Annotated in this window: 28 protein-coding genes; 3 read left to right on the top strand and 25 right to left on the bottom strand. The window is 69.9% G+C overall.

Features of this window, described 5'->3' with window-relative positions:
• The first annotated feature begins 21 nt into the window (after window positions 1–21).
• The 3 genes from ACFULQ_RS27100 to ACFULQ_RS27090 are packed head-to-tail and all read left to right on the top strand — an operon-like array spanning window position 22 to window position 1,657.
• Window positions 22–282, top strand: a complete 261-nt coding sequence (locus tag ACFULQ_RS27100) for a hypothetical protein (protein WP_383548348.1) — start codon at window positions 22–24, stop codon at window positions 280–282.
• Window positions 254–781, top strand: a complete 528-nt coding sequence (locus ACFULQ_RS27095) for a DUF6879 family protein (protein WP_383548345.1) — start codon at window positions 254–256, stop codon at window positions 779–781. The genes ACFULQ_RS27100 and ACFULQ_RS27095 overlap by 29 nt, the downstream gene beginning before the upstream one ends.
• A gap of 24 nt (window positions 782–805) precedes the next feature.
• On the top strand, window positions 806–1,657 hold the full coding sequence (locus tag ACFULQ_RS27090) for a helix-turn-helix domain-containing protein (RefSeq protein ID WP_383548343.1): 852 nt from the start codon (window positions 806–808) through the stop codon (window positions 1,655–1,657).
• A gap of 321 nt (window positions 1,658–1,978) precedes the next feature.
• Here the strand turns inward: ACFULQ_RS27090 and ACFULQ_RS27085 are convergent, their stop codons facing one another.
• From ACFULQ_RS27085 to ACFULQ_RS26965, 25 genes are all read right to left on the bottom strand, one after another.
• Window positions 1,979–2,155, bottom strand: a complete 177-nt coding sequence (locus ACFULQ_RS27085) for a hypothetical protein (RefSeq protein WP_383548341.1) — start codon at window positions 2,153–2,155, stop codon at window positions 1,979–1,981.
• 14 nt (window positions 2,156–2,169) lie between these two features.
• Window positions 2,170–3,273: a peptidoglycan-binding protein gene (locus ACFULQ_RS27080; RefSeq protein WP_383548338.1), complete on the bottom strand. Its 1,104-nt coding sequence runs from the start codon at window positions 3,271–3,273 to the stop codon at window positions 2,170–2,172.
• Window positions 3,273–3,737 (bottom strand): hypothetical protein, encoded by a 465-nt coding sequence (locus ACFULQ_RS27075; protein WP_383548336.1) that lies wholly within the window; start codon window positions 3,735–3,737, stop codon window positions 3,273–3,275. The genes ACFULQ_RS27080 and ACFULQ_RS27075 overlap by 1 nt, the downstream gene beginning before the upstream one ends.
• A 57-nt stretch (window positions 3,738–3,794) precedes the next feature.
• The gene (locus tag ACFULQ_RS27070) at window positions 3,795–4,220 is read right to left on the bottom strand and encodes a hypothetical protein (RefSeq protein ID WP_383548334.1); all 426 of its coding nucleotides are present in this window, start codon (window positions 4,218–4,220) and stop codon (window positions 3,795–3,797) included.
• A gap of 96 nt (window positions 4,221–4,316) precedes the next feature.
• Window positions 4,317–8,099 (bottom strand): carbohydrate binding domain-containing protein, encoded by a 3,783-nt coding sequence (locus tag ACFULQ_RS27065; RefSeq protein ID WP_383548331.1) that lies wholly within the window; start codon window positions 8,097–8,099, stop codon window positions 4,317–4,319.
• 22 nt (window positions 8,100–8,121) lie between these two features.
• Entirely contained in the window at window positions 8,122–11,373 is a 3,252-nt protein-coding gene (locus tag ACFULQ_RS27060) for a hypothetical protein (protein ID WP_383548328.1), read from the bottom strand.
• Window positions 11,374–11,534: 161 nt separating this feature from the next.
• Complete coding sequence (locus ACFULQ_RS27055; RefSeq protein ID WP_383548326.1) at window positions 11,535–12,005, bottom strand: hypothetical protein; 471 nt, start codon at window positions 12,003–12,005, stop codon at window positions 11,535–11,537.
• Complete coding sequence (locus ACFULQ_RS27050) at window positions 12,002–12,451, bottom strand: phage tail tube protein (protein WP_383548323.1); 450 nt, start codon at window positions 12,449–12,451, stop codon at window positions 12,002–12,004. The genes ACFULQ_RS27055 and ACFULQ_RS27050 overlap by 4 nt, the downstream gene beginning before the upstream one ends.
• A 63-nt stretch (window positions 12,452–12,514) precedes the next feature.
• Window positions 12,515–12,940 (bottom strand): minor capsid protein, encoded by a 426-nt coding sequence (locus tag ACFULQ_RS27045; RefSeq protein ID WP_383548320.1) that lies wholly within the window; start codon window positions 12,938–12,940, stop codon window positions 12,515–12,517.
• The gene (locus tag ACFULQ_RS27040) at window positions 12,933–13,280 is read right to left on the bottom strand and encodes a minor capsid protein (protein WP_383548319.1); all 348 of its coding nucleotides are present in this window, start codon (window positions 13,278–13,280) and stop codon (window positions 12,933–12,935) included. Before ACFULQ_RS27040 ends, ACFULQ_RS27045 begins: the two co-directional genes overlap by 8 nt.
• Window positions 13,281–13,289: 9 nt before the next feature.
• A complete protein-coding gene (locus ACFULQ_RS27035) occupies window positions 13,290–13,607 on the bottom strand; it encodes a hypothetical protein (protein ID WP_383548317.1) in 318 nt (105 codons plus the stop codon).
• A complete protein-coding gene (locus tag ACFULQ_RS27030) occupies window positions 13,604–14,284 on the bottom strand; it encodes a hypothetical protein (protein WP_383548314.1) in 681 nt (226 codons plus the stop codon). Before ACFULQ_RS27030 ends, ACFULQ_RS27035 begins: the two co-directional genes overlap by 4 nt.
• Window position 14,285: 1 nt before the next feature.
• Window positions 14,286–16,580 (bottom strand): hypothetical protein, encoded by a 2,295-nt coding sequence (locus ACFULQ_RS27025; protein WP_383548311.1) that lies wholly within the window; start codon window positions 16,578–16,580, stop codon window positions 14,286–14,288.
• A gap of 26 nt (window positions 16,581–16,606) precedes the next feature.
• Window positions 16,607–17,053, bottom strand: coding sequence for a hypothetical protein (locus ACFULQ_RS27020; protein WP_383548309.1), 447 nt, complete (start codon window positions 17,051–17,053; stop codon window positions 16,607–16,609).
• A gap of 68 nt (window positions 17,054–17,121) precedes the next feature.
• The gene (locus ACFULQ_RS27015; RefSeq protein WP_383548307.1) at window positions 17,122–17,625 is read right to left on the bottom strand and encodes a hypothetical protein; all 504 of its coding nucleotides are present in this window, start codon (window positions 17,623–17,625) and stop codon (window positions 17,122–17,124) included.
• 15 nt (window positions 17,626–17,640) lie between these two features.
• Window positions 17,641–18,198 (bottom strand): hypothetical protein, encoded by a 558-nt coding sequence (locus tag ACFULQ_RS27010; RefSeq protein ID WP_383548304.1) that lies wholly within the window; start codon window positions 18,196–18,198, stop codon window positions 17,641–17,643.
• Entirely contained in the window at window positions 18,195–18,563 is a 369-nt protein-coding gene (locus tag ACFULQ_RS27005) for a hypothetical protein (RefSeq protein ID WP_383548301.1), read from the bottom strand. Before ACFULQ_RS27005 ends, ACFULQ_RS27010 begins: the two co-directional genes overlap by 4 nt.
• A gap of 3 nt (window positions 18,564–18,566) precedes the next feature.
• A complete protein-coding gene (locus ACFULQ_RS27000) occupies window positions 18,567–19,631 on the bottom strand; it encodes a major capsid protein (protein ID WP_383548298.1) in 1,065 nt (354 codons plus the stop codon).
• 17 nt (window positions 19,632–19,648) lie between these two features.
• On the bottom strand, window positions 19,649–20,464 hold the full coding sequence (locus tag ACFULQ_RS26995) for a hypothetical protein (protein WP_383548295.1): 816 nt from the start codon (window positions 20,462–20,464) through the stop codon (window positions 19,649–19,651).
• A gap of 174 nt (window positions 20,465–20,638) precedes the next feature.
• The gene (locus tag ACFULQ_RS26990) at window positions 20,639–21,799 is read right to left on the bottom strand and encodes a phage minor capsid protein (RefSeq protein ID WP_383548292.1); all 1,161 of its coding nucleotides are present in this window, start codon (window positions 21,797–21,799) and stop codon (window positions 20,639–20,641) included.
• Window positions 21,759–23,339, bottom strand: a complete 1,581-nt coding sequence (locus ACFULQ_RS26985; RefSeq protein ID WP_383548289.1) for a capsid protein — start codon at window positions 23,337–23,339, stop codon at window positions 21,759–21,761. Before ACFULQ_RS26985 ends, ACFULQ_RS26990 begins: the two co-directional genes overlap by 41 nt.
• Window positions 23,326–23,514, bottom strand: a complete 189-nt coding sequence (locus ACFULQ_RS26980; RefSeq protein ID WP_383548286.1) for a hypothetical protein — start codon at window positions 23,512–23,514, stop codon at window positions 23,326–23,328. Before ACFULQ_RS26980 ends, ACFULQ_RS26985 begins: the two co-directional genes overlap by 14 nt.
• A complete protein-coding gene (locus tag ACFULQ_RS26975) occupies window positions 23,511–23,738 on the bottom strand; it encodes a hypothetical protein (RefSeq protein WP_383548284.1) in 228 nt (75 codons plus the stop codon). Before ACFULQ_RS26975 ends, ACFULQ_RS26980 begins: the two co-directional genes overlap by 4 nt.
• Complete coding sequence (locus tag ACFULQ_RS26970) at window positions 23,738–23,896, bottom strand: hypothetical protein (RefSeq protein WP_383548281.1); 159 nt, start codon at window positions 23,894–23,896, stop codon at window positions 23,738–23,740. The genes ACFULQ_RS26975 and ACFULQ_RS26970 overlap by 1 nt, the downstream gene beginning before the upstream one ends.
• Window positions 23,893–25,185, bottom strand: coding sequence for a PBSX family phage terminase large subunit (locus ACFULQ_RS26965; RefSeq protein WP_383548278.1), 1,293 nt, complete (start codon window positions 25,183–25,185; stop codon window positions 23,893–23,895). Before ACFULQ_RS26965 ends, ACFULQ_RS26970 begins: the two co-directional genes overlap by 4 nt.
• Between the last annotated feature and the right edge of the window lie 6 nt (window positions 25,186–25,191).

Here is a 25,191-nt window from a genome sequence, read left to right as displayed (position 1 = left end):
ATCGCGAGGACGGAGACGGACGTGCCGCTACGGTTTATCGGGATCGACCCGGACACGAAGACCGCGGACTCACCCACCGTGTGGGTCGACCAGGAGAAGAAGGAACTCGTCTTCCAGGGCTGGAAGCCGGGCCCCGAACTGGAGGCGGAGTGCGCGCGGTTCGAGGTACCGGGGCATGCGGTCGGGATCCCGGACGACGAGGCCGTCATCCGGATCCCCGCCAGGATGGCGCAGATGATCAGGGAGGCGTGCGATGCCGTCGAGCGAACCGACGACCGCTGACCTCCTGGCCGCCTGCACCCGCAGCGCGGTCCACCTCGAGATGCGGGACCAATACGGAGTCGCCGCCGAAGCCGACGACTTCCGGGCCTGGCTGGAGACCGGACAGCTCGACCTCGACCCCACCTCACCGGACTGGGCCCCCTGGGTCGACCTCGTCTCCCAGGCCCGGCAGCGCGGTGTCGCCGTGCGGCGGGCCCGCATCATCTCCGAGCCCGTCTCCGACTACATCCGCTACGAGCACGCCTCCACAGTCGTCAACGTGCTGGCGGGCGAGGACGTCCGCTGGCTGCCCCGCCGCCGCGCCTCGGACATCGCCCTGCCCGGCAACGACTTCTGGCTCTTCGACGACCAGGTGATCCGCTGGGGCTACTTCTCCGGCAACGGCGCCATGGTCGGCCACCAGGTCGACGACAACCCGGCCGCGGTGAAGCTGTGCTCCGAGGCGTTCGACGCCGTGTGGGCCCGCGCCATCCCTCACGCTCAATACGAGATCCACTGACCAGAAAGCACCGGCCGCCAGCTCATGCCCGCCTCGCCGTCCTCCTCCGCTCAGGCCGCGCGTGAAGCCGTCGCCCACCGGCTACGCGACCTCCGCAGGGAAGCCGGCCTGACGGTCGTGCAGCTGGCCGCCGCGTGCGGCTGGCACTACTCCAAGACCTCCCGCATCGAGAACGCCCTGACCGGGCCATCGGCCAACGACATCCGCGCCTGGTGCCACGCCACCCACGCCGACGACCAGGCGCAGGATCTCGTCGTGCAGTCCATCAGCGCAGAGTCGATGTACCGGCAGTGGCGAGACCAGGTCCGCGCCGGCCTGCGCCACATCCAGGAAAGCCGGGTTCAGGCCTTCCGCGAGACGGAGTCCCACCGCATGTACTCCGCCGGGCTCGTCCCCGGCCTGCTTCAGACCGAGGGCTACGCCCTCGCCGTCCTCCAGATCGCCGCCAGCGTTCACGGCCTGGATGTCGACGACAGCGCCGCAGCTGCCCGGGCCCGCGTCGAGCGGTCCCGCATCGTCCACGAGCAGGGCCACCGCTTCGTCGTGGTTATCGAAGAGACCGTGCTCCATTGCCAGATCGCCGACCCAGACGCTATGGCCGCGCAGCTCGGCTACCTCCTTACCGCCGGCGCCCTGCCCGCGGTGTCCCTCGGCATCATCCCCATGAGCGCCCGGCGCACGCACTGGCCGGAGGAGACCTTCCACGTCTTCGACGACCGCCTCGTCTCCGTCGAGCTGGTGTCCGCCGAGGTGAACGTGACCCAACCCAGCGAGATCACCCAGTACCTGGAGACGTTCGACCGTCTGCGAGCCATGGCCGTGTACGGCGCCGACGCCCGGGCGCTGATCCTTCGGGCGATCGAAGCCTTGGCCTGACCCCGGACGTGACGAAAGCCCCCTCCCGCCCGAAGGCGGAAGGGGGCCAGATCATCGTGCGAGAAGGGCGATCACGCCTGTAGCAGCACCTGCAACGCCCGCCAGCGCCCCGATCGTTGGTAGCGGCCACCGGGCACGTTCCAGGGTCCTGATACGCGTCTCGTGGTCGGACACATCCTTCCCGAGCTCCGTGAGTCCCTGGGCGATGCCGTCCAACTTCGTCTCGACCCGGGTCACACCATCACTCAGGCCTCTCAGCTCGGTGTACATCTGCGCTGAGCTGATGTAGACGCCCGGGTCCGGGACAGGACCAGTCACCGGTCAGGCGCCCGTCCGGTTCGGGACCGCGTAGACGATCCCCCATGCCCCGAGCACGGCGAGCACGATGGTCACGCCCTCCCCGGTAGTGAGGACACCGTCCTGGACGGCCGTCACCGCAGCGGTGGCGCCAGCGGCCACGCCACCGACGATGCTCTTGGCGATGCTGGAGATTCTCATGGTGTGCCTGCCTTTCAGGAAAGGAGGAGCCGCCAGGTGAGCGGCCCCGGGTAGCCGTCCGCGTCCCCGGCGAGGGAGGCCACGGAGCGCTGGAAGTCGGCGACGTTCCGCCGGGTGTTCTCGCTGAACAGCGGGCCTGGCGCGTACACCCGGCCTGCGTGGTGGCGGGTGAAGCCGCGCCGGACCAGGCCCCCATCCAGGGTCGTGACCGCGGGGTTGGACTTGCCGAGGACAAAGGCGGACCGACCCGGGTACGGCGGCACGCTCGACGTCGGCTTGCCGGGCAGCGTGCCGAGCAGCTGCTGAAGGCTCACGGGCCCGGGCACCCCGTCCGCGTCCTCGTGCGGCGCCGTGCCCCTGTAGCCGAGCGACAGCTGGAAGGCCTGCATCGCCCTGGTGTCGGAGTCCGTCCACTCCGGCCCAGGACCGACCGCGTAGAACCGCCCGTAGCCCTTCGCGACCAAGGCCTTGCCGACGGTCGTGACGTGCGCACCAGACGCCCCGTAGCCGTACCGCAGCCCGTTGATCGTGACCTGGTAGCGCGCCAGCCCCGTCCCGCCCGTGGTCTCGCCGCCCGTCCCGCCCTGCGAGCTCTCGCCGTCCGGCCGGTGCGCGCCGGCCCGCACCCAGGCATACAGCGGATCGCCCGGGCAGGAAGTCGCGTAGCCGTCGCGGTGTCCGGCGACCTCGGTTCCGGCGCTTCCGCCGTTGCGGAGCCATTGGATCGCGTCCACCAGGCCGTCGAGCATGGCGTCCGTCGGCTGCACCAGGCCGGAGTTCCCGAGCATCGCGCACACCGCGTAGTGCCGCAGGTTGAGCGTCGCGGTGCCGTTGGCGCCGGTCCGACGGTGAAGCCCGCGGCCCTCGTACACGTAGCCGTGCGGGCAGACGAGCGCGTTGTACGCGATGTCGCTGTAGTCCTCGCGGGTGTTCGCGAGGTGCGAGACCTGGATGTCTTGCATCCTCCCAGCACAGGCGCTGTGCGCATCCGCGGCCGCGCGGCTCTTGGCGACGTAGCTGCCCTCGTAGTGGACCTTCACGCCCAGTGTCGATCCGATGTAGGCCAGTGCGTACTTCGACGGCCTCGCGCCCCACTGAGCGCGCGTGACCAGCCTCATCACGACCGCCCCGGCCAGGTCCACACCGCGGGTGTCCCCTCGATGCCGTCGAAGGTGTCGCGGTAGACGACGGACGTACGCCAGACCACGGCGTCGCCGTCGAGCAGCACGCGGACATTGACTGTGGTCGCCGACCAGACCCGGGTGACGACGGCGGGAGCCTCCGTAGAGCCGTTGTTCCCAGCCGCGTCGACCGGGACCAGGACAACGTCGCCGACCACCGGGCTCCTCGGCGCGGGCGGAGCTCCCTCGAGGGCCGCTGTGCTCGCGGCCAGAACCGCCCAGTTCTTCGCCTTCCACAGGTCGTCGAGGGCCTTCGTCACCTCCGGCCCGGTCAGCGTCTCCGCGAGCTGGTGCGCCAGGTCGTGGAACGGCCGGCTTACCGCCTGGAGGTGTTCAGGCAGGTGGTCGAAGCGGAAGTTCCGCAGCATCGCGGCCGTCGCGGGATGGATCTCTACAGCCATGAGCGCCTCCAGGGCGTGAAGAAGCCCCGCACCGCACGGCGCAGGGCTGAAGAGGGGTCAGAAAGTCCCGATGTTGGGATAGTCCGAAGCGGGTCCGACGTCCTCAATGACGAGCAGTGCCGGAGTGCCGGAGGTGGCAGCGAACGTGAACGTCGCGCTGCTGCTGGAGTCCCAGGCCGCAGTGAGGATGACCGTGTCCGTGATGGTGGCGGCCGGGGTGGCGAGCACGGATTCGTCGACGGCGATGTTGCGGTTGGCGGTGCCCCGGTTGGCGACGAGAACGGAGCGGATGTCGCGGATCGAGCCGTTGTTGCTGCCCCGACGCAGTCGCAGATAGACCAGGTCGACGAGCGACGCGGTGTTGTGCTGGACCAGGCCGAAGAACCAGAACCTGTACGCCCTGCCCGCGGTGAGCGTGGCGCTGGACGTGGTGACGATGGTGACCTCGGTCGAGCTACCGATCGTCGGAGAGTTGCTGGTCAAGCTCCCGGAAGCGACTACGTACGGCGACCGGTAGGTGAGCAGATTGCTGGTGATTCTGCTGCCCGGAGGCACAACATCAGGCACAGGTCGGCCTCCTTACAGGGCGACGATGGCGGGATGGGCAAGCCGGACATCCTCACCGGCAACCTGTGCTTTCACGATGCCGTTGCGGGACCGATCGACGGACAGGGCCTGAGGATTGATCAGGTTGAGGTTGTCGTAGCGGAGCTGCGGGTTCGTGTTCGTATTGCCGGCCACGGAGACCGAGCGCATACCGATGGACCCGGCCGCGGTGAGGGAGCTATCGGTGACCTGGAGGTGCCAGGCGGGTGGCTCCAGAGCTGACGCCAGCCACGCCTTGGCACGCAACGTGGTGCCGGTGCCTTGGAACCGCACGCGGACGAAGGTCCCGGCGACGTGGGTGAGGCCGGTCGTGTACGTCCCCAGGACGGTCTCCGAAGACGCCACCCTCTTGCGGATCGTTAGCACGACGCCGTTCGAGGTGTTGAAGTCCAGCTGCGCCATGTACAGGTTGGCGTCGCTGGTCCAGCGGGTCACCACGGAGCCGTACAGCGAGGCGCCAGTGGCCAGGGCACTGGTGGTGATGTCGCAGTACACGTCCCAGTCCGGGTGGACCACGGCGACCGTCGACGTCCTCGGCGAGCTCGTCGCGGGCAGCGTGTGCGACCCGTACCCGGAGGTGACATCGAAGTCCGCCGCCGTGCCGGTGTTCGTCCAGGCTTGCCCCGACTCGGCGTTGCCCCAGGAGTCGGTCAGAGTCCGGCCGAACGCATCGTGCAACCAACCCGCCTTGGCCTGGGTAATGCGGACCGCCCACGCGAACCACGTCTGTCCTGCCCCTGGTGTGCCCGCATGACGCGCGCGCACATTCGCCCGGGACGCCGTCGCCGGTGCCACGAACGTCTGCTCTAGGTACGTCCACCGTCCGGCCGGGACAGCGAATCCTGCGCTGAACCCGGTGCTGATGTAAGTGCCAGCCGACGTCGCCCAGTCCACAGCGGGCTGGAGGTTGGACCAGCCGCCCGGGCTGTAGGCCCACATGCTCACGACGTAGGAGGCGCCAGGGATGATGCTGCCGACCGGGGTGAGTGCGCAGATGGCGCCGCCCTCGGAGGAACTGCCGTTGGGGGTGATGAAGATCGAGCCGGCGGCCTGCGGGTGGAGGACCGCGGTGCTCCGGCTGATGCTGCCGTTCTGAGCCGACCAGCTGGTGATGTTGGTGTCGAAAAAGGGGTTGGCATTGACGAGTTTGCCGCCCGCAGCGACACGTACCTCCTCCCCGCCCACCTGCCAGTCGTACGGTGTCTCGGACGAAGCGGTGTTCCAGGGCACGCTCGCGGTGGAGAGGACGTCCAGCGTCGTCTGAGTGCTGGTTGCTGCCGAGGCGAGCTCGCTGCCGTCGGTGTCCACCCAGGCGAGCGGGATGTCCGCCACCTCGGCGACCGTCCACGGGCGCCCCGGAGTGCAGTTGAAGACGATGTCCCAGCTGTGCTCGTCGAACGTCTCCTCGTAGCCCTGCACGATCAGCTCGACGTCCCCCGGGGCAAGCCACGGCGGAGGGTTCGTGATGACCATCTTGTCCCCGACATCCACAGCCAGGATCTGGTCCACCACGGCAGCCGGCGCCTTGTGCACCATCACCCGGACCTGCGGATAGCGGCGGCCCTCGTAGGTGCCTAGCCACATCAGCCAGTTCGCGATCGGTTCGGCCTGGTCGTCCGAAGCCAGGTTCAGTGTCACCGACGCCGGGTACGGGCCCACCCCGTTCGGTGGGGCCTGGACGGACATCGCCCCTGCCTCGAGGAATGCCCGCGCTGACGAGCCGTTGGCCCGGGTCACGGTGACGTCGTTCTTCGTCGCGTCGTCGTCCCCGGTGGGCTCCAGCGGGGGCGCCAGGCCGGGGGCGGTGTAGTCGAGGACGAGGGCCGGGGTCTGGTTGTACATGCCGGCCCGGTCCCGGTACCGCAGCTTGGGCTGCTCTCGGTCTTCGTACAGGATCCCGCCGTCAGCGTCTGCGGCCTCCTCCAGCAGGCTGAGAATGGCGTCGGGCCGTTGCGGCCCCACCTCCTCCTGCTCGGACACCACACCGCAGACGGTGACTGGCAGGGACTCCTCCGTGGCGAGACGCTGCATGCGCGTGCCAGCGGTCTCGCCTGCGAACCCGAGGTCGGCGTTGTTGTAGATGGTGGTGTTGGCCGTGGTGAACACGCTGATGTGACCGAGGAGGAGGCCGTCCAGTTCGCTTGCCCAGCCGGTGTCGGGAGACTGGACTCCGGTGATCCTGCCGACGGTGCCGCTGTAGCTGCCGGTGACCTGACCGCCCACGCCGCCGATGGGGACCCATCGGATCGTGTAGTTGACGGTGCCGCCGCTCTGCGTTGCGTACAGCTGCCAGCGGGTCCACGCGCCGAATACGCCGATTCCCAGGAGGTTGGTGATCTGGGAGGTGACGGTGTTGCCGTCGCCGTCGTAGCCGAAGATCTGTGCGCCGCCGGAGTCGAGCATCAGCCGCCACGACTGCACGGTGCCGGTGCTGGAGAAGTACAGGACGGTGCGCAGGGCGGAGGGCGCGTCCGTACGGAAGATGAACTCGCAGTGCCACGAGGTCGCCGCGACCGCTGGAGCGGGGACCGTCCCGAACATCGTGGCCAGGCTGCGGACGGAGGCCAGCGCAGACGAGCCCGCCAACGAGTCGTCGGAGGCCGGTGACATGCCTTTCATCCGCAGTGGTCGCACGCCTCGGATCGGGCTGTAGAACTGGGTGCCGGCAGAGCCGTCCTCCATCGGCCAGTAGGCGAGCGGGCTCCCGGAGGGGATGCGCCTGCGCAGAGTGCTGTCCAGCGGTGTGCTGGCTCGCCTGAGCCGGCGGAGGATGCCCGCGGTCTGGGCTTCCACCCATACGTGTTTGCCGGAGGGGTGCCAACGGACCGGCTGTGCGGCCAGCTCGTGGGACAGCCTGGTGCGGCGATTCGTGATGGAGGCGGCCCCGGCGACGGTCCACGTCCGGCCGGCGCCGTCCACGAAGCTGGTCGCGCCCTCGGCCTGGATGGTGAAATCCGGGTTCGCGACCACTGTGCCGCCGATCCCGTTGCGGATCTCCGCCTTGTGGATGCGTCCCACGGCATCGGTGAAGGTGAAGTCGCTCGCGTCGCCCACCGCGACGCGAGTGGACGTGTTCGCGATGGATGTGGTGCCCGCCTGCACGACCGGCGCGCCCAGCTGGGTCCAAGGGCCGGCCAGGGTCGGTGCGGTGAAGAAGGTGATCGTGCGGCCGGAGGCGCCGTTGTCTACATCCAGCGTGGCCCGGATCGCGAGGCGGCCGCCGGCGGGGATCGGCAGAGGAACCGTCGAGTTGGCCTGGAGGACGTTGGTGCCGTCCTGCGACCAGCGGAAGAACAGGAGGCTGTCCACTGTGCCGAGCAGCCACGACCGGCCGCCGGAGCTGTACTTCCCGAACAGGTCGAAGACGCCGAGGGTGTTCGCGTCGGGAGCCAGCCAGTTGAGCAGGGTGAGGTCGACGCGTACGTCGATGTCCCCGGTGACGTCGAGGACGGCTGTGTCGGGAGTCGACGCGTCCCCGCCGTTCTCGGGGATCTCCAGAGCCGGGGATCCAGCCCGCAGGGAAAGGCGGAAGGGAGTGTTGCGCCCGAACGAGCCGTAGTACGGCGACATCGGGTTGTCGTAGCTGAACTGCCCGTTGGTGTTGTTCAGCATCGGGCGGCACGTGGAGGGGTCCACGCGGTCGCCCTGGTCCTGGCGGCCGCGGGTGTGGGTGAGCGCCTGACGCTTGAGCATGTTGCCCGTGGCGTCCACCCACACACCGCCGATCTGGAGTTCACCCCGCAGATCGAGTTCCACCTGTCCACCTCCTCATCCGGTCTCAGCTACTGCCGTACGCGGCCTGGACACTGCCGCCTCCGGCGACCTTGACGTGATTACGGATCATGTAGGTCAAGACGGTCTCGAAGCGGCCCATGCCACCGTCCTCCACCTTGAGCACGAGCGGCCGGTCCGACTGCTCCGCGACGGTCGCCGCCCCCATCGGATTCGGTGCGCTGATGGCGTCCGAGGCGAAGGCAGGGACTTCCATGGCGGGCAGACTCGGCAGGAGCCGCAATTGCTCTTCCAGAGAAGGAAGCTGGTCGCGGATTCCGTCCTGGAAGCCCTGAATGAGGGCACGGCCGGAGTATGAGGTGTAGCCGCGGCCGGAGAACGGTCCTTCCTTGGCGGGGCTGAAGGGGAAGTAGTCGCGTGCTGCGGAGACGACGTTGCTGGCCGCGTTCCGGACGCTCCCGATCATGGACTTGATGCCGTCGATGAAGCCCTGGATCAGGCTGCGTCCGGAGGGCCTCAGGAAGCTGCCGAGGCTGCCGAGTGCGCTTCGGGCCCGCCCGGGCAGGCCCCTGACCCAGGAGACGGCTGTGCTGAGTCCGGACCGGATCGACGACACCATGGAGCTCAGGGCGTTGGAAGCTGCCCCCACGATCCTCGGACCCAGGTTGATGAGCGCCGTCGCGGCCCGTCCCGGGAGGCCTGCGAACACGGCGACGATCGCCTTGATCATGTCGGGGACGATGCTGTGCCCCACGAGCACGTCCGACAGCCACTCAAAGAGTCGGATGGTGTTGTCGACGAGCCACTTCACAGCGTCGATGCCGGGCTGGAACGCCTGCTGCATGCCAGCCAGGAACTTGATCACCAGACCGAGGGCGGGGATCACGGCCTTGGTCAGGACTTCGGTCGCCAACCGAACGAACAAGATCGTCAACTGGATCAGCGGCGGGATCAACGGGATCAGCGCAGGCAGCAGCTGCGTAGCCACGGTCTGACTGAGCATGACCAACGACGGCAGCAGCGGCGTCAGCGACGTGAGGATCTCAGCTGCTGAGCGGGCCAACTCCAACAGCAGCGGAGTCAGCTTCGGGATCTCCGGCAGCAGCAACAGAACCAAGTTGAGGAACTGCGTACCGGCCTGAGTAACCAGCTCGGTCAGAGCCTCGCTCAAGGCTGTGACCACCGGCTCCAGGGCGCCGCTGCCGAGCAGGTCCGCGACCTGCTGGACCACCGGAGTCAGGCCCACGAAGATGTCCGTCGCCCCCTTGAGCAGGGGCGTCAGCAGCGGCAGCAGGTCGGCGACGAGCTGGCCGATCACGGGCAGCAAGGGCGACGCGGCGACCACGAGCGCACCCACGGCATCGGCCGCCTGGACCAAGACCGGGGACAGCGCTTCGATGATCGGCTGGAGGGCCTCCCCGAGCGCCTGGATCAGGACCTCGGCGGGCGGCCCCAGCTCCGCCAGAACGGAGCCGATCACGCTCAGGGCCTCGCCGAGGAGCGGCGCCGCGGTCCGGGCGAGCGTCGCCATGGTCTCGAAGAGGGCTTGCAGCCCGGCCTGCACCGGCGGCGACGCGAACGCCTCCGCCAGTGCCCCGGTGATCTCCTTGAGGGTGTTGATGAAGCCCCCGCCGGAGACCTGAGCCGCCGAGAAGATCGAGCCGAGGATGCTCCCGACGTTCGCGCCGACGTCGACGAGGTCACCGATCAGGCTGACCGCCGTCTCGATGGCGTCCTCGAGCCGGCCGGACTCGAACGCGGCGCCGAGCCGGTCACCGATGTCTGCCGCAGCCGTTCCGGCCGCTGCCGTCAGACGGTCGAAGGAGGGCCCGGCCGCTGCCGCGAGCTGCCCGAAGGCAGTCACGACGATGCCCGGGATCCCCGACAGGTTGTGCAGACCGGCGTTCGCCGAGGCCATGGCCCGGCCGAGGGTCCCGGAGGTCGCCAGCTCCTTCGCCGACGCCAGCGCTCCCCGCGCCATCGCGTTGAGAGCGTCCGCCGAACCCACCAGTCCCGTCCGCAGGACGGGCAGCACGCTTCGGGCCGTTGTGGTCAGGTCCTGCGCCAGCCCCTGGAAAAGGTGCTGCTGCACGTCCAGGCGCAGCGCATCCCAGGCAGGCTTCAGCGCGATCACCGCGTACACGAACTCGCGGGCGGCCGGGGCCAGCTTGGCCATGGCCTCGGCGAACGGATCGATCCCGCCGCCTCCGCCACCCCCGCCCCCGGCCATCGCCTGGTTCAGGGCCTCCTGAGCCCGGCGGACCTGCTCGATCCCGTCCGCCGCGGTCTTCGCCTGCTCCCGGCGGGCGTCCGCCAGGTCCCGCTCACGGTCGCCGACCTCGCGCTGGGTGTCCGCGATCCGTGCGTGCGCATCCCGGACCGCGTCAGTGCCCTCGACGCCGGCCTTGTTGGCCTTCTCCGTGTCCTCGCGCAGCCGGTCCGTCTCGGTGCGCTGCTCCTTGAGGCGCTGGACGGCGCGGTCGTACGCCAGTTGCGCGCGCTCGATCTCCTCGGCAGTGCTGTCGCCCTTGCGGGCCTCATCGAGGGCCTTCTGGGCGTCCTCGACGTCGTTGATCGCGTCCTTCTGGTCCAGCTCGGCGGTCGCGAGCTGGTTGTTGAGGTCCTCCAGGTCCCGGGCACCCTGCTTGCGGGCGTCGTTGAGGGCGAGCTGAGCAGCCCGCGCCTCCTTCTGCGCGTCCGAGAGGCTCCGCTCGGCGTCCTTGACCCGGCGCGCGGCCTGCGCGTTGGCCTCAGCCGCCTGCTTGACCGCGTCCTTGAGGGCCTGCTGTGCCGCCGCGGCACCGTTCGCACCGGAAGCTGCCCCGCCGGCCGCCGCACCGGCGCCCTTGAAGGCGGCGCCGATCGCCGACCCGATACCGGAGGTGCCGATCTTGAAGGCGGCCGTGGCCTGAGCGAGCGCCAAGACCGCCGTCGCCCCGACCGCAGCCGCCGGCGCAATGTTCGCGAGGGCCGCCGCAGCCCCCGCAGCCGCGGGAACGATCGCGCCCACCCGCAGGGCCATGAGCCCGGCCTGGGCGACGACCGACCCCAGCGTCCCGGCCATGCTGCCGATCCGGCCGATGGACAGGCTGAGACGACGGCCCTCACGGTCGGCACGGCCGAACCCGAGCGCGGCCGCCTCACCCGCGCTCGCGAATCGGCCGTTGAGCCGCCGCAGCCGCCCCTCGGCGTCCCGCTGGAAGCCCCGCATGCGCAACTCGGCGTCGTCGAGGCCGCGGCGCATGCCGGAGTCGTCCGCGCGGATGTACCCGACGAGCTCGCCGATCGTGAGGGCCACGTGAAGCACCCCCCATCGCTGTTCAGTTGTCGTGGATCAGGAGTGCAGGGCGGCGCGGACCTGGTCGGAGTCGTCGATGATCGTGATCTCGTCGCCTGCGAGGCGGCGCCACATCGACTCCGGGGACAGGCCGGCGATCAGCGCGTAGAAGCGGCGCCGGGTCAGGCCCGCGATTTCTTCCGGGCTGAGGCGGTACTCGCGCGCGAAGTCGGCTTCGAGCGCCCACCACCAGCGGCGGATTGCGACCGACGTGCGGCTCGGTTCGGCGTCGGTGCTTTTCCCCCGCCCGCTCCCTCGCCCTTCTGAACGAGGTCGTACGCCTCGGCGAAGGTCAGTTTGCGTCCGCCAGCGTGCGCGAGGCCCCAGGTGAGGACGGTCTGGAACTCCTTGAGGCCCATGCCGTTCTCTCGCCACTGCTCCATGCAGTCGGTGCCGAACACGAGCTTCACGAGCTCCTCGACGTCCTCCTGCCGGGAGGAGTCCTGGAGTTCCTCGACGCGCCGCTCGACGATCAGCGGCATGTCGGTGGGCACCCGGACCTCGACACCGCGGATGACCTCGGTATCGCCCTTCGAGACCTCGGACCAGAAGTCGTCCCAGGACTGCCCGGCGGAGGCCTGGCGGGCCGTCACGGCTTGGCCGCCGTGGTCTCGGCACCGGACCGGGTGAAGGTGGCCTCCCAGCTCACCTTGTCGTTGTTGCCGCCACCCTGATCCCCGAGGCTGACCCGCGCGGTCCACACGGTCCACGTGGTGTCGTTCTTGTGCGAGAAGCGGATCCGGCCGAGGGACTCCTCGCCGAGCCGCTCGTTCAGCCCCTCCACCTTCGCCTGCCCCGGGTCTCCGGCCCCGGTGATGCTGTCGCGCAGCCGCTTCCCCTGGAGACCCAAGGTCTTGCCGATCTGCATCTTCTGGGACTCCTCCTGCCCCTGGGATGCGAAGGTCGTGGTGTCGGTGGTCTCCTCGCTGTGGCCCTTGGTGAAGGTGTCGAGACCGCCGATCGCGATCCACGTGCCAGGCGAGGCGAAGTCCTCGACCTGGAACTCGACGTCGCGGGCGTTGTACTTCTGAAGTGCCATGACTCCTCCGGGCATGACGAAATGCCCGAAGCGGTCGTCGCTCGGGCTGGACTGGGGTGAGGGTCAGACGCGGTGCTCGGTCACCGCGCGGTGCTCCATGCGGAAATTCGCGACGTGCTCGTGCCTGCCGAGTTCGTCCGCGCCGAGAGAGGCTGCCGCGTTCTGGAGCGCGACGGACAGGATCAGTTCGGTCCCGTCCGGGAGCGTCACCGGGCCGAGCCCGTGCAGCTCGCTGCGGATGGCCTGGCACATCTGCCGGGAGACCCGCGGGTCCTGGGTGCCACGCACGCGGACCTGGACGCGTGGCTCGTCGTAGCCGAGCAGGCTGTCTGATTCACGGCCGTCGTCGTAGATCGTCAAGACGATCGCTACGTCGGGGCTGGGCGGCATGTTCTCCAGGAAGCAGTCGCCGTCGGCCGATGTCGGCTTGTAGGACACCAGGCTCTTGGCCTGGAGGTGGCGGGCGAGGCCGTCCAGGAGGTCAGCCACGCAGCCACCTCCGTAGCGGCGTGGCCATGAGCTGGAGGACGACGTCCCGCTCCCGGTTCATCGGGATCTCCAAGTACTTCGCGGTCCGGCCAGGCAGGTGCTTCCAGGTCAGTTCCTCGTGCTGGCGGCGGGCGTAGACCGTGTCGTACGACACGGCGCCATCCAGGCCGTCGACATCGACGCGGCCGGAGCGTTCGAGGGTCCCCTCCTCCAGGGGCACGATCTTTCGGGACTCGGCGAGGACATGCTCCAGGCCGCGCCGCAGGCCCTCGGACTGAAGGCGCCGGCCACGCGACGTCCACGCACGGCGGCCCTCAAAGCGGAAGCTGGTGTATTGCACGGTGGCCTCCTAGACGAGCTGGACTTCGAGGTGATCCGGGGTGGGGAGACCGCCGCCGTCGTGCCGGGCCTGGTCGATCACCGTGGTCTGGCGTCCGCCGGGCAGGCTCACGCGGGACTCAGGCAGTGCATCGACGGCGTCGAGGCGGCAGTAGAACGTCGACGAGGAGACAACCTCGCGGCCGTCCGGCGCGCGCACGCGCCGCGTCTTCTCCTCAAGAAAGCACCGCACCGTGACCGGGGCGCCGTACAGCGGGCCGACTGCGGAGTCGCCTTCGTAGGGCTCCACGGTCACCTCGTGGCGGAGCAGTGATGCCGGGAGGTTCACGAGCCGATCACCCCCATCACGAACTTGTCCGGGGTGAGCTCCGGGTCCCTCAGCTCGTCCCACACCCCTGGGGCGATCTGCTGAGCAGGCGAGTCGGCCCCGGACACGGAGGTCACGGAGCGGGACAGCTGCACCGAACCGATCTTCACGGTTCCCCAACCCGCGCTGTCCGCCCCGGACGTCGAGCCGCCGAGCTCGTCCCACCATCGCGCCTGCGCACACACGGCGCGCGCGAACGCAGCGGCCACCACGCTGTCCGTCGGCAGTCCCTCGGCGTCGACGTCGTACACGCAGTAGCGCAAGACCCGCGAGTCCAACAGGACCGTGGCCTCCGCAAGGAGCTTGTCGGCGTTCAACGGGGGCGCTGCCCGCAGGTAGTTCGCCAGGTCGGTGCTCGTCGCGTACGAGCGGTCCAAGGCGGCATCCGGGGCCGGAGCCACCGCGACCTGCTGACCCTCCACACCCGCCCCGGTCCCTGTGACGGTCCACTTCAGCCGCCAGACACCGGCCAGGGTGTACAGCACTGGAGCCGTCCAGGTCGCCCCGCCGCCCGAGCCGGTGACGACCGGTGAGGTTGTCGTGCCGTCCGGCCGCGTCACCAGCAGGCTCGCCGCGGTGCTCCCGTCGTACGGGTCCACGGTCAGGGTTGCCGTGACGAGGTCCCCCACGTCGGGCATGTCAGCCTCCGTTCCTAGCCGTCAGCCGCGGCCCACTGCCGGACGTCGTCAGGGCCGGCCCCAACGTGCTCGCCGTGAGCACGGGACCAGACGTATGCGGATCGAGCCGGTCTGCCGGCCGCTGGCGACTCCCCGTGAGAGCGAGCGCCTGGCCGCGCTCGACCGTCGGCGTGAGCCGCACCCGCGGGCCGATGAGGGCCCGCGACATCTCGCCCGCCGGGACGAGGGCGCGCGCCTTCGTCCCCCGGAGGGGCTGCGCGGCGTCGGCGGCGACCGCCACCGCCAGGACGCGCGCCCGGCGACGGCCCATGGTCTGCGCGTCTGCTACCTCGACGGCGCGTCCGAGCAGAAGCAGGGACTGCGTGCCGACCTGAAGGGCGGCGCCGGCCTCCACTGCCGTGCCGAGCACCCGGGACTTCGCGGCGGTCAGCGGTAGTGCCGCGATGGCCTCCGCGGCCGCGACGAGGGCGCCTGGACTGAGGAGCCGCTGCGCCTCCGCGAGTTCGGCAGCGGCTGTGAGGCTGGCCCGCTTCCCGCCCGAGAGGGGACGCGCGGTCGCGGTCTCCACCACGTTGGTGAGCGCCCGGGACTTGCGGCCCGTGAACGACTGCGCAGCCCCTACCTCGCTGACGGTCGGCAGCGGCTGCGTCTTACGGCCGGTCATGGGCCGAACCGTGTCCGTCTCCTCGACGGTCGCCAGGGCGCCAGCCGAGATGGGGATCAGGCCGACCGCCTGGTCCTGCTCGCTCGCCGGAGGCAGTGCGCGGGCCCGTGTCCGGCCGAGGAACTGCGCCGACCACAGCTCCACGGCCGGTGCCAAGGCCCGGATCCGACCTCCCGCCAGAGGCCGGACAGTGGCTGACTCGACCGCCGGACCGAGTGCCAGGGCCTTGGCCCGGCCGAGCGGCCGGACCTCTTCCGTCCCGCCCGCCCGGGGCAGCGCACGGGTCTTCAAGCGGTCCAGGACGCGCGCTGTGCTGCTCTCCTCCGCCGCGACCAGGCTGGACGCCGGAGCGAGCAGCAGGGCCGCCGCCGTCTCCCCCGAAGGCCCGAGCGCGAGCGTCTTCCGGCGCACGACAGACTGCGTCGCGGCCGACTCGCCCGCCACACCGAGCACCACGCTCTTACGGCCGGTCAGCACCCGACCCGACTCGGCCATGGCGGCCGTGCCGAGTGCTGCGGCCTTCGCCTGCCCGAGCGGGCGCGCGGACGTGGTCTCCCCTGCCGGGGCGAGCGCGCGGGCCCGGACGCGGCCGGGCGTCTGCGCAGCAGACGACTCGCTCGCAGTGCCGAGCGCCACCCGCTTGACCTTCGCGAGCGGCTGCGCGGCCGCGGCCTCGGAGGCCAGGACCAGCGGCGCCGTCGTGCCGGGCGACATCAGCGGCTGCCCCGCAGACGTCTCTGCGGCGACCCCGAGCGTAAGCCTCTTCGTCTTCGCCAGGGTCTGGCTGGTAGCGGACTCTGCCGAGGTCGTGAGGACGCGGGTTTTGCGCCGGGACAGTGCCTGCGCACCGTCGGTCTCCGCTGAAGTCCCGAGGGCTCTGGTCTTGGCCCGGGTCAGGCTCTGCCCGGCATCGGTCTCCGATGCGGTGCTCAGGCTCTGGTTGTTGGACACCGTGGCGGCGACGAGGACCTGGTACAGGTTCGCCACCGTGCCGAAGGCCGCGGCCTGGCGGATCGTCGCTGCGCCAGGGCTGATGGTGCCGGACTGAGCAAGCCGGTACGAGACGCTGGTGGAGACCTGCCGGAGACCGCTGGTGGCACCAACCGCAGTGGAGGTGTCGCCGCCACTGGGCTCGGTCCAGTTGGTCGGCGGCGTCGTGGTGATGGCCGTGGTGCTGGAGAAGTTGGCGCGGGACGCGGCCAGGACCACGCTCGCCACCGAGCCTGCGACGGCCGTCGCGGAGTTCGGGGTGTGGGTCTCCGAGTTGGTGGTGTCGATCTTCGGGGTGGCGGTCGCGTCGACTGCGATCGCCTCGCCGGCCCCCGGCGACAGGGCGATGGCGGTCCACGCCCACTTGCCTGCCGACCCTGCGGTGAAGGTCGGGTTGGTGTCCCCGGACTGCATGACCCGGGCGAAGACCGCACCGGTGTGCGTTGAGCTGCCGCTGTTGGCGTCGTCGTGCAGCTCGGTCCAGCCGGAAGCCGTGGTGAAGCTGGTGCTGGCGCCGACGCAGACGACGACCAGGACGAGGTCCCCGGCCGCCCATGAGGTCCCGGAGAGGGTGGGCGTGATGGCCGTGGCTGTAGCTGCGTCGCCGTTGGCTGAGGCTGCGCCGCGCAGGCTGACGGCCACGACTCACCACCCCCAGAGTGCGGCCGTCAGGCCGCTGAGCTGGCCCGCGCGAAGTCCGAGATGGTCAGCGTGAAGTCCGACCCGTCCGGCGTCATCGTCACGTCGTGCTTCGTGAGCGGGATGAGGTCCGCGTCGGTGCCGCCGGTGGTGTCGGGGTCGTAGCAGATGACCACCGCGCTGATCGCGTTCCCGGTGGCGGCGGTCCAAGTCACGTCCGCGCAGTCCAGGTTGACCCTGTCGTTGGTGTCGTCGACCGTGGCCGTCACCGAGGACAAAGTCTTCCTGCCCATGGTCGTCTGCTCGTTGGACGCCCCGGCGAGCAGGGCATTGAGGTCGTCGTAGTCGCGCATGGTGGCGTCGGAGACGATCCCGGACGTCTCGATCGGCACCATGATCAGTGCGTCGTTCGTGGCGGGCAGTGACGTGTAGTACGCCAACCGGCCCAGGGCGATGTTGAAGACGATGTTCGCCATCGCGGCGTTCTCCTCCTGGACATGCGAAAGGGAGGCCCGTAGGCCTCCCTCGTCGCGGTATGGCTCGACTACGCGCTCGTGCCGAGCAGGTACACGTCGTAGGTCACCGGTGTGCCGCCGGCCGAGTTGGTGACCGTGATCAGGTCCCCGGTGCTCGGAGTCACCGTCACACCTGCCCCCGGGGCAACCCACAGGAAGATCCCGCCCGGCTGCACCGGAACGCCGTCCCCGGCCGCCAGGAACAGCGGGACACCGTTGGTTGCCTCGCGGATGACGTTGACGTTGTTGGTGTTCCCCGAGTCCGCGATGATCAGGATCGCCTTGAGCTTGACGAACGTGAGCGTCGCGTTGAACGCGTCGAGGAGCACCGCCGCCAGGTCCAGGTTCTCCGTGGCGGACGCGGCCAGCGTGCGGCGGTCAGTGAACAGCCGGTCGGCCTGACCCGAGCTGGTCCCCGAGCCGAGGACGATCTCCTTCAAGAGATCCACCGTCGCCTGTCCCGTGACCAGGTCCAGCGCGCTCGTCTGCATCGTGTCGAAGGACACGGACAGCTTCGTGCCGTTGAGCGGCATGGCTCAGACCTCCGATCAGGTCGCGATGACGAGCGGAACCTGGCGCTTGAAGGCCGGGGTCGCGATCGTCGCCGGAGCGGTGCCGGTCAGCGCGCTGCCCGACGTCTGCGCGAGGTTCGTCTCCCCGGCGAGGACAGGCTTCGCGCCCACCGTGCCGACGAGGCTCGGCGGGGTCGTCGCGGTGACGTTGATGCCCGCCTTGTACTTCCCCGACCGGGTGATCCGCTGAGCCGTCGCCAGCGCGAGCGTCTTCGCCGTGTCGGCCGCCCACGCCGCGGTCAGCTGGTCCGCGGACTGCGCCAGCAGCGCACCCGACGGGTCGTACAGCGCGAACCAGTAGTTCGTAGGGGTGCCGGCCGCCGTGGCCGCCGAGATGAACGTGAGGTTGGTGACGAGGTCGCCCTCGTTCAGCCACAGGTCCACCGACGTCATCACACCGGTGGCGAGCGCGGCGACGTCGTCGAGGCCGACCCTGGGGAGGTTGGCCCGGTGGAAGACGTCGGGGCGGCCAGCTGAGTTGAGGTATGCGAGGTCGTCGCGGGGGACCCCGCGGTATGCGCCGTGCACCGTCATGCCGCCGCCTCCTTCTCCTTGTCGGTGATCGTCTTGCGCGCCTTGCCACCGAGCTCGGCGACGATGACGCGGACGAACTCGTCGTTGCCCTTCTCGGTGCCCCTGTCGAGGCTGTCGAGGTAGGCAATGACCTCGTCCGCGTTGTGCTTGGACGGGTCGAACGGCTCGTCGCCGTCCTGTTCGTCGGGCGTCTCCTGCTCGGCGCCCTCGACCGTGAGGGTGTAGCCGCGGCGACGGAAGTACTCGATCGCCGCCCGGCCCGGCTTGTCCGCGTCGGTGACGCGGCCGACGCCGTCCTTGAAGACGACGCCGGCGCTCTCGCCGCTGAAGCCCGCCTCAGGGGCGGTCACGATGAACTCGTTCATGGGTCAGGCCACCTTCACGTTGCGGAGGACCGCGCACGCCTTCGTGTTCCGGAGAACACCGGCGACCGGGCCCATCTCGATCTCGCCGCTCTTGACCGCGCCCGACTGCGAGAAGTCCGGCATCCACGTCTCGACCAAGGGCTTGCCCGCCACCGATGCGCCGTGCAGCGCGTCCAGGCCGAACGAGGCGGCGTACAGGTCGGTCAGGTTGGTGATGTTGCCGCCGCCGCCTGCCCCGTCCGCGTCGCGGGTCTCGATCGGGACGATCGGGCCCGAGCCCGTGGCGTTGTCACCCAGGTCTTGCAGGACCCACGGGCCGTAGTACTCGATCTGGCGGCCGAGGTCGTCCTTGGTCTGGGTGTAGATCCCGGCCCACCGGGCGAGCGCCCGCATGCGGGTGATGCTCTTGGTGTTGCCGAGGATGGCCTTCACCCCGGGCGGGAGCGCGCCGGGCACGCCCTGGTCGCCACCGCCCGTGTGGGAGGGGACGACGCGGGACAGCCAGTCGTCGACGATGTCGAGCTGGGCCATGGCCTCGGCCTGGGTGTCGATCGTGCCGCGCGTCCAGTCGAGGTATCCGACGGTGACGCCCTCGTTGACCGGGAGGTATTCGGTGGTGGTTCCGGTGAGGGCCTTGTCGAGGCCGTCGAAGCCGTTCGCGTCGACGGCGACGTCGCCGTTGATGAGCTCGTCCTGGAACCGCGTACGGACCGCGGTGAGGAGCTGCTGCATCTGGAAGGTGACCTCGTTGGTCTGCGCCTGACCGAGGTTGGCGAGGACGCGGTCCACGGTGAACGCGCCGCCGAGCGGCTTGAGGTCGACCGAGGTGCGCCCGCGGGTCGCCTGCGAGGTCGTGTACTCGTTGTTTAGCTCGCGGAATGCGGCCGCGCGGGCGGCGGTGAGCCGGGTGAACGAGTAGGTGAGCGTCCCGCCGCCGGTGCCGGGGGTGACCGTGTCGTCGAAGACGATCTGGTCCAGCAGCCAGGAGTAGCGGCGGAGGTTGTCGATGACGGCGTAATCCACGTCCGCCTGGGTGTTGAGCTGCGCCTGCGCAAGCGTCACGGGCACGGGGTCCTCCTCTGAGGTCAGGTCTGGTAGTGCGCGCCGACCGCCCCGGAGAGGGAGGTGCTGCGCTTCTTGGCGGCGCCTTCGCCGGTGCCGCCGGACAGGTCGCCGCCGCTCTTACCGGCGGGCGCCGTGGCGGCGAAGCTGGGGTTTTCCTTGACGGCCGCCTTGATCGCGTCGTCGAGGGCAGTGGTGAAGCCCTTCTCGGCGGGGTCAAGGGCAGAGATCGCGGAGAGGAAGCCGCGCGAGTCCAGGAGCGCGCCGGCCTTGGCGGAGAGCTTCTCCGCCCGGCCCCACACAGCGAGTTCGACGTTCAGTCCCCGGATCGTCGAGTCCCGCTCGGCGATCGTGGTGTCCTTCGCGGTGATGGCCTCGGCGAGCGCCTTCGGGTCCGGCGGGGTCTCGTCCTTGACGAACCCGAGCGCCTTCCCGAGCTGCTGCGTCAGCGCCTTCACCGCGTCGTCCGCGGCCTGCCTCTTCGCGTCGTTCCGAGACTTCCCAGCCTCTCGGCGCGCGTCGGCGAGTTCCTTCTCCAGCCGCTTGACCTTGGCCGAGTCGTCCTCGCCCTCCTTGCCCTGCCCGCCGTCCTTCGCGGCGCCCCCGCCGCCCTGGCCGCCGTCTCCTGCACCGGAGTTGCCTCCGTCGCCGGATCCGCCGTCGCCTCCCGAGCCGGAGTCGCCGCCCTCACCGGTCCCGCCGGTGTCGCCGCTGCCGGATCCGGAGCCGCCGCCGTCCCCTCCGTCCGCGTACAGGAACGGGGAGAAAGGGCCGTGGCCGTACGGATGCGCCCACCCGCCTCCAGCGAGACGGTGTCGGGGCAGGGTGTTCCTCTGCATGCGCCCTCCAAGGGCAGTGATCGCCCGCACCCGGCGGGCACCAAGGGATCGGGCCGCACCCGGCGGTCCCGAAGGGATGTGCTCGCGTTCCGCACCTGGCGGAACGCTTCAGAGATGACCCGCGCCTGGCGGATCGGTGATGCTCGCCCCGCCAGCTGGCAGGCCGAAGTCTGATCAGCGAGCGGAGTTGATCTGCTCGCGCTGGGGCTTCCTGCGCAGGTGCTCGTGCGCGGCCACGTGCTCACGCATCGCCGCCTGCCACTGCCGCACCTTCGCGTTCGCCTTCCGACGCGCGTCGTCGTCCATGGCGGCGGCCGCGGTGCGCTTCCAGCGGCGGATGTGCCGCTCGATCTCCCGCTGCCGCTGCGTGTCCGCGTACGTCGTCCCCGGCGTCGCATGGTGCGGCGGCCGCGTACTCACGCCCGGCAGATACGCAGACAGGGAGTGCCGGCAGTTCGGATGGAACAGCCCAGCCGCCCGGGCCTCAAGGAGGCTTCCCGCAACGTGCACGGCCACCGTGGGCGCCGGCCCCCGCCTGCGCAGCAGCCCCCTCCGCGGCTGCTCAGGCGGCGCCACATGCTCCGCACGCACCGTGTGCGGGCCGGACTGCCCCGACAGCGTGAGGACCTCGCCCTCCCACTTCGCGCACAGCGGGCACTCCAGCGGGGCATCCGACACCATGACCAGGCCCACGCCGATCTCCCCAAGGGCGTCGACGTGGCCCTCGATCGCGGCCCGGGCCGTCACGCTCCGGACAGCCATCTCGGCGTACGACGCCATGTCCCAGCTACGCCCGGACCGGTCAACGAACCCAGTGACGCCCCGTGCGGCGAACTGGTCCAGCGCCCGCTGGCTGGCCTGGCGCCGCGTCACGGTGCCCAGCAGCACGTTCCCCGACGCCCGGCCCGTGATCCGCTGGTACACGTCCATCACGACCCGCGTGATCCGCGCGTACACCGGGCGGGTGTCCCGGGCCAGGCTCGCCGCGAGGCGGTCGACGGCCGGCGCGTTCGGCACGGTTTGCCGGGCCACCAGCTCGCGGCCGATGTCGAGCGCGCCGAGCTCGGCGACGGCTGCCTGCCGGCCACGGTTGTACGCCTCGACGAGCGCGCGCCGTACGGCCCCGTCCGTGTCCCGCTGGAGCGCGTCGGCAACGCTTTCGACCGCCGTGCGGAGGTTGCCGATCGCGGCCAACTTGAGCTCTGCCCACCGGGGCGACTCGATGTCCGCCTCCAGGGCGGCCGCCAGGCGCTCCAGGAGGGCCGCCTCGGCGTCCTGGTAGAGCAGGCCTACCTCACGCGCCAGATCCTCCGCCATCGCTGGGGAAACCGGCATCAGCGTCCCCCTCCGCTCCGGTCAGGGCCGGGTCGGCGACCGCGCGGCCGGACTCCTTGAGGATCCGGTCGACCTCTTCCTGCCGCTCCGTGTCGCCCAGGCCGGGTTGAGTGATCGCGACGAGGGTCTCGGTGGACGCAGCCTCCGCACGCCGCAACAGCTCCGCGGTCTCCGCGAGAGTCTTGATGTCGTCCTGCACGGAGTCCTGGAACTGCACGTCGGGGCGTTCCACCTCGACGCGGCCGACGCCGGGGAACAGGCCAGAGGCTTCCAGGATGAGGAGCGTCTCGACGATGTCCGCGATCCCGACGGCGAAGAATTCGGCCTTCCGGGCCCGGGTGCTCATGCTGCGCGCGCTGCGGGCCTTGATCTCGGTCGCGGTGACCGCCGCTCCGTCGGAGTCGTCGCCGAAGGTCCCGCCGGAGTAGCCCGCGTTCCTGATGACCTTCCCGACCAACTCTTCGATCGTGGAGCGGTGTTCAGCGTGCCGGATCGCGAACTGGTTGAGCTTGATCTCCGCGTTCTCTGTGGGCGGGATGTTCATACCCACCATGACCTCGCGGTCCTCCCACAGAGCCCCGCGGCCAGGGCCGTTGGACTGGAGGTAGCCGTCCGGCACCAGGATCCGGCTCTTGGCCAGGCGGACGTCCCGCATCCAGGACGTGTACGCCTCGTCGATCGACGAGAGGAACGTCTCCGCGCCCTGGTAGTCCGAGGTTCCGAGGCCGGCCGCGCCGGGGATGTCCAGCCAGTCCGGGGCGATCATGGTGTTCGGGATGTACGAGACAGCCAGCCGCCGCTCCATCCCCGCCGGAAGGACTCGGACCGGCAGGAGCTTCGCGGTCTGAGGGAACGCGGTCAGGTCCACCTGCTTGCCGAGGTTCTCGGGGGTTCCCTCGTAGACGCCGTGCAGGATCAGGCCCGGCTCGTGCCGCTCCAGGTGTCGGATGACCTTTTGCCCGTCGGACGCGAGCACGGTCCAGAAGGTGACGGTCTTGAGGATGTCGCCGTGGACGAACTCGGGCGCGGCTCCGTCGGCGTGGACCAGCGAGACCCATGGGCCAGGCCGGAGGTCGGTGTCCCACACGATCCGCAGGTAGGAACCACCCAGCGCGGACCCCGTCTCCCCGGCCGCGATGAGGGTGCGCTTCATGCCGACGTCCATGAGCGCTTCGAGGCGCTCCTGGGTCTTCTTGTTCTCGACCTTGAGGGTGGGGGGCTCGGAGAACAGGAGGTCGCTGCTGGTGCGGGCGATGTCCCTCGCCAGGGGCATGTGGAGGTTGGCGCGCTTCTCGCCGAGCGGGGTGGGCTGGCCCCAGAACCAGCGGGCGACGGTTCCGACGATGCCACCGCGGTACTGCGAGGGCCTGTTCTGGATCGGTCCGCGGATGCCGTTGGCGTACGACCGGACGCCCCGGTTCTGGTACCGGTACGCGAGCCTGTCCGGGTTGGCGGAGAACCAGGCGGACCAGTCCTCCATGTCGCAGCGGATGGCGGGGTGGATCGGCGGCCACGGTGTGTTCTTCTCAGGGAGCGGCACCAAGAACTCCCTTCCTGCGTGCGCGCCAACGGGCCCAGGCCCGGGCGCGCTTGGTCACCTTCACCTCGACGGTCGTCACGAGCGCCCCGTCACGGACGCTGGTCGGGCCCGTCATGACGGCCTTGACGCCCGTCCAGCGTGGAAAGCCCGGTACCGGGCCGAGGTGGGCCGTCACGCCTGCTCCTTCTCCGAGCGCCAGACGCGGAAGTTCCGCGCGTACACCCAGCCGTAGGCGCCCGCCGACACCAGGAATCCGTACTGCTTCGTCGTCAGTGCGTAGCCGATCCAGAGGACTTGAGCGCCGAGCCCGATGGCCCAGCCGAGAGCGCGCCGTCGGCCGGCGAAGTACAACCCGGTCACTCCGACGGCGGTGAGGACCCACGACCACCAGGCGACCATTAGGCACGCTCCTTCTCCATCAGCAGCTGCCCTAGCCGGATCCAGGAGTCTGCGAGGGCGTCGAGCTGGCTCATCAGCGGGAGGTTGGTCAGCTCGATTTCGGCTCGGTCCAGGAGACGAGCGGCGTTCTCCAGGGCCTGCTCCGTGGTGACAATCACGCTGCCACCTCCAGGTCTGCGCGGATCAGAGCGCGCCACTCGTGGGCGGTGGAGTGGAGGCCGTACCGGAGGGCGTCCACCGAGTGGTCGTCGACCTTCAGCGGCTTGTCGTCGCCGGCGGCCGCCGCCTTCTCGTCCCAGGCGTACGACGGGAGCTCGGTGAGCAAGCCGGAGCAGGACCGGTGGATGTAGAGGAGGTCCGCCCCGAGGGCTACGCCCACGCTGCGGATGCCGTCCTTCACCTCGTTGTTCGCCTTGGCGATGCCGGGGACGCCGTCGCTCCAGAGCTGGGTCATGAAGCTGGCGGCGCTCGGGTCGACGAAGATCCACTGTGGCTGTACGCCGACCTGACCACCGTGCTCGTACTCGGCCAGCCACTGCCGCATGGCCTTGCTGTACTGGGCATCCGTCAGCTGGCGCCGTTCGACCCGGGAGTCGTGACGGTACTCCGAGGCGACGTACAACTTGTCGTCCACTCCGACGCCCAGGAGCAACGCCGAGAACGGGTTGATGGTGCCGTAGTCGAGCCCGACGCACATCCAGTGCCGGACCTCGGGCAGTGTGTCGACGACGTGCTTGGTGTCGTCGAACATGTCGTAGACGATGCCTTCGGCCAGGCACCACTCGCCGAGGACGAACCGCCGGTAGAAGAGGCCCTGGTACTCCAGCTTGAGGTTGGCGACGTAGGCCGGCGGGAGGTACGGGTTGTCGTCCAGGCTGAAGCTGAACCGGTGGAGGTCGAGGGCCTTCGGGTCCGTGGACTCGACGACCGTGCCGTCCCGGCGCAGGTGCAGCTTCGCGCGGTCGAGGAACTTCTTCTTCAGCCAGTGGTTCGGGCCCTCGGGGTTCGTGGTGCCGAACCACTGCGCGCCCTCGACGGACAGGCGGGTGCCGAGCATCGAGAAGAACGACTCGGGAAAGGTCGTGACCTCGTCGCAGTACGCGCCCGCGAGGGTCATGCCCTTGATCTTGTCGGCGGCTCGCTCGTCGTTCGCGCCGGCCACGTAGATGGTACGGCCGAAGATGACGACCTCGCCCGCCCCGGCCTTGTACTTGCAGCGCTTCACGCCGACCATCTCGATGATCGGGTCGATGATGTTGCGCTTGAGCGTCCTCTCCGTCTTCCCGACCATCAGCAGGGCGCCGGCCGGTCCGGTGCGGACGTACTTGAGCCAGACCAGGATCGACGAGACGGTCTTCGAGGACCGGACGGCGCCTTCCCAGAGGTTGCCGCGGGCGGTAGCCAGGGTGGTGGCGCGCAGTTGCTTGCCGATGAGGGGCTGGACCACGACAAC

This window comes from Streptomyces sp. NPDC057253, assembly GCF_042669125.1.
Classification (GTDB): Bacteria; Actinomycetota; Actinomycetes; order Streptomycetales; family Streptomycetaceae; genus Streptomyces.
Note: the sequence above shows the minus strand (reverse complement) of the source record. Positions and strands in the feature narration are given on the sequence as shown.